This is a genomic window from Nostoc cf. edaphicum LEGE 07299, assembly GCF_015207245.1.
Lineage (GTDB): Bacteria > Cyanobacteriota > Cyanobacteriia > Cyanobacteriales > Nostocaceae > Nostoc > Nostoc edaphicum_B.
In genome coordinates, this window is record NZ_JADEXF010000739.1 from 1 (window position 1) to 3,274 (window position 3,274).

The window sequence follows — 3,274 nt, forward strand, 5'->3', positions numbered from 1 at the left end:
GGGTTTGGCTTGCTCATGCTGGGTGTGGTGATGAGTTACTTTTCCCACTCGCAAATCTGGGCATTGCAAAAAGGCGATCGCTTGTATGTTGGTGGCAAAACTAATCGCGCCCAAGTTGCTTTTGAACAAGAAGTTTTAGAGATTTTAGATCGGCTGAGTTCACAGCCAAAAGGTGAAGAGAAAGAGGCAGCGATTGAAGTTTAAACGCAGAAGGGCGCAAAGGAAATCGCAGAGGTACGCAGAGGATTACTTTGCGTACCTTTGCGTTAACCTCTGCGTCCCTCTGCGTTTCAAAGTTATTTACAATTAATTACGCCCACACGCCTACAAACATTGAAATTACTAGAGGTATTTATTAAAAATTGGAACAAAAAATTTCTATGTCTGCCAAACTTCAATCTCAAGGACGGGTTTGCCTTCTACCTTTAATCGCTATCTTGTTGAGTATTGCTTCTTGCGCTGCCGAGCAAAAAAACATAAAGCGTGTTTCCCTTGTTGGTACTGGGGCAAGTTTTCCCGCACCTTTGTATGAGCGCTGGCTTTCAGATTACAACCAGCAAAATCCCAATATAGAAATTAACTATCAAGCTATAGGAAGCAGTGCTGGAGTGCAACAGCTCATCGACGGTACTGTAGATTTTGCAGCTAGTGATGTGGGAATTACAAGGGAACAAGCAGCCAAAATAAAACGGGGAGTAATTGCTTTGCCAATAACTGCCGGTTCGATTGTACTAGCTTACAACCTCACACCATCTGTACGGCAGTCGCCTCAAGTGAATCTGCCAACTGCTCTCAGGCTACCACGCCAAGTTTACGTAGATATCTTTCTCGGAAAAATTACGAATTGGAATCATCCTAGAATAGCCGCAGCTAATCCAGGTGTAAGTTTGCCTGATTTACCGATTCAAGTTGTACACCGAACAGATGGTAGTGGAACTACAAGCGTGTTTACGCAACACCTAAGCGCCATCAGTCCAGAATGGAAAAGCAAAATAGGAGCTGGTAAATCGATAGCATGGCAAGTGGGAGTTGGTGGAAAGGGTAACGAAGGTGTTACCGCCCTGATTCAACAGATACCAGGAGCTATTGGCTATGTAGAATACGTTTACGCCAAACAAAATAAGCTTCCTGTGGCTGCTTTAGAAAATAAATCTGGTAATTATATTACGCCGACACCAGAATCTGTAGCACAAACTTTAGAAGCAGTAAAACTACCAGGTGATAACTTGATTGCTTTTATCACCGATCCTACAGGTGCCCAGTCTTATCCCATCGTCACTTATAGCTGGCTTTTAACTTATCACCAATATCCAAACCGAGTCAAAGCTCAAGCACTGAAAAACTTTGTGAATTGGGCTGTGATTGATGGGCAAAAATCCAGTTTGGAACTTGGATATATTCCTTTATCAAAAAAAGTTGTGCTTCAGGTGCAATCTGCCGTGAAGAAAATTGCTGAATGAAGCCGATTAATGCCATCTGCACTCATCAGCAATCATGTTACTTTTGGTGACGCACTTCAACTACAGTATGTACATTACCGCGAGGCGTGAAATCTGCTTTTACCGTCACTTCCAACGGATCGCAAGCAGCCACAAAATCATCTAAAATTTGATTGGCAGATTCTTCGTGGGAAATATAGCGATCGCGGTAACTATTAATATAAAGTTTGAGTGCTTTCAATTCCACTACCCGTTCATCAGGCACATAGCTAACATAAATTGTCGCAAAGTCAGGATACCCGGAAAACGGACATTTACAAGTAAATTCCGGCAAAGTAATGTTGATGTCATATCGCCTCCCCACACGCGGATTCGGAAAGGTAATTAGTTTACCTTCGGCAATGTCGCGTTCGCCATACTTCATTTCTTGGTTTGTCATTTGTCATTTGTCATTTGTCATTTATCATTAGTTATTCTACTTATCTTTACGTCCTTTTATTAATTTTGTAGCTTGTTAACTCCTAACTCCTAACTCCCAATCAATACTCTTCCTTCTCCCAGTCTGGACAATTCTCATCTTCACAACCGTGGGGATGCATAGCACAAACTAATAAATTACCACCATAAACTTGGCCGTGGTAATGACTACAACCGATACAGGCAGGATTTTTTTCAGATGTGGGTTCAACTGAATAAGGAAAACCCGGATCGACATCTGCTACCATGTCTTCCAGTTCCCAGTAAGCTTCTAACATTGGTTCAGCCAAATCCTGTAGATACTGATCGACTTCAGTAACAATATTATTGTGTACTTGCTCGCTGACTTCTTCCGTTAGCTCAAAAAATGCGTCTACCACTTCACTCATTCCCAGGAAGAAGCGCTCTACTTCATCAGCCACTGTTTCGACGATTTCTACTAAATCTTTTTGCCACTGTTCCATAAACTTGACACCTTTGCAGGCTATAAACAGGACGCTTTGTGTTATCTGGCTTGAAGCACTAAAATACACACTAGGCAATGTATCTTATCAAGTTTTTATCCGAAGTGTCATGTCAAAATGCCACTTATTACCGATATTTCGCTTAAAGAATGCTTTTTATTGATCGCGTTGCAATCGCTTTAACTCGTCTTGCAGCTTTAGCACTTCATCGCGCAATTTATCTACATTCTCATCATTTGACGCCTCTTTGACCGTTGGCTCTTCATCTTCCTCTAAAATTTCAATGCGGCGAGGTTGAGAAGGGGGCGTTTCTGGTGAGGTTTCAACAGATGGTTGAGCTTGTTGGGCTTGCTTCATCATGTCCTCAACGAAGCGGCGGGCTTCTTCTGTGTTCATTTCGCCCTTTGCCACCATCTCATCTGCCAGTTTTTGGACTTGCGATCGCACTTCGGCTAATTTTCCCCCTGCTTTCTCACCTGCGTAAGAAGCTAATCCAACACCGAGGTAAAAAGCTTTTTGAACAATATCTCCAAAACCAGGCATTGTTGCTGACCGCTCCTAAAAATAGGGCGACCCGGAGACTACGCCTACCACAAGCCTCCCGTGTTGCTGCTACCTTCCGGTTCTGACAAGATTTGGGTGTTGCGATCGCATAGATCCAGGTCTTATATAAACATAACATGAAAATTCAGTAAGTGTGTGTTATTCCATAACAATTCGCCATTCATAAAGCTGATAGTTGACGCAGCCGTGTTTCACCAAGGGATCATCAGCCACAATCGCTTCCGCTTGCTCCTTTGAGGCAGCCTCAAACAGTAACATTCCGCCTCTTTGCTCCACCCAATAGCCTGTTCGCGCTTTGTGTCCTTTAGTAATCAATTCCCGAATGTAGGC

Annotated in this window: 5 protein-coding genes, 1 other RNA gene and 1 pseudogene; 2 read left to right on the forward strand and 5 right to left on the reverse strand. The window is 43.0% G+C overall.

Features of this window, described 5'->3' with window-relative positions; genetic code table 11:
• Both IQ229_RS19875 and pstS read left to right on the forward strand, forming a co-directional pair.
• A pseudogene (locus tag IQ229_RS19875) lies at positions 1 to 204 on the forward strand (cytochrome c biogenesis protein ResB); the annotation flags it as partial.
• A gap of 176 nt (positions 205 to 380) precedes the next feature.
• Positions 381 to 1,460, forward strand: a complete 1,080-nt coding sequence (gene pstS / locus IQ229_RS19880; RefSeq protein WP_194046688.1) for a phosphate ABC transporter substrate-binding protein PstS — start codon at positions 381 to 383, stop codon at positions 1,458 to 1,460.
• A 37-nt stretch (positions 1,461 to 1,497) separates the two neighbouring features.
• Here the strand turns inward: pstS and queF are convergent, their stop codons facing one another.
• From queF to IQ229_RS19905, 5 genes are all read right to left on the reverse strand, one after another.
• Positions 1,498 to 1,878: a preQ(1) synthase gene (queF, locus tag IQ229_RS19885; protein WP_194046690.1), complete on the reverse strand. Its 381-nt coding sequence runs from the start codon at positions 1,876 to 1,878 to the stop codon at positions 1,498 to 1,500.
• A 100-nt stretch (positions 1,879 to 1,978) separates the two neighbouring features.
• A complete protein-coding gene (locus tag IQ229_RS19890; protein ID WP_194046692.1) occupies positions 1,979 to 2,380 on the reverse strand; it encodes a hypothetical protein in 402 nt (133 codons plus the stop codon).
• Between the two features lie 156 nt (positions 2,381 to 2,536).
• Positions 2,537 to 2,923 (reverse strand): phasin family protein, encoded by a 387-nt coding sequence (locus IQ229_RS19895; protein ID WP_194046694.1) that lies wholly within the window; start codon positions 2,921 to 2,923, stop codon positions 2,537 to 2,539.
• A gap of 25 nt (positions 2,924 to 2,948) precedes the next feature.
• Positions 2,949 to 3,045: signal recognition particle sRNA small type (gene ffs / locus IQ229_RS19900), an RNA gene on the reverse strand.
• Between the two features lie 37 nt (positions 3,046 to 3,082).
• Positions 3,083 to 3,274 (reverse strand): YciI family protein (locus IQ229_RS19905; RefSeq protein WP_194046697.1); only part of this gene is annotated, 192 nt, incomplete at its 5' end.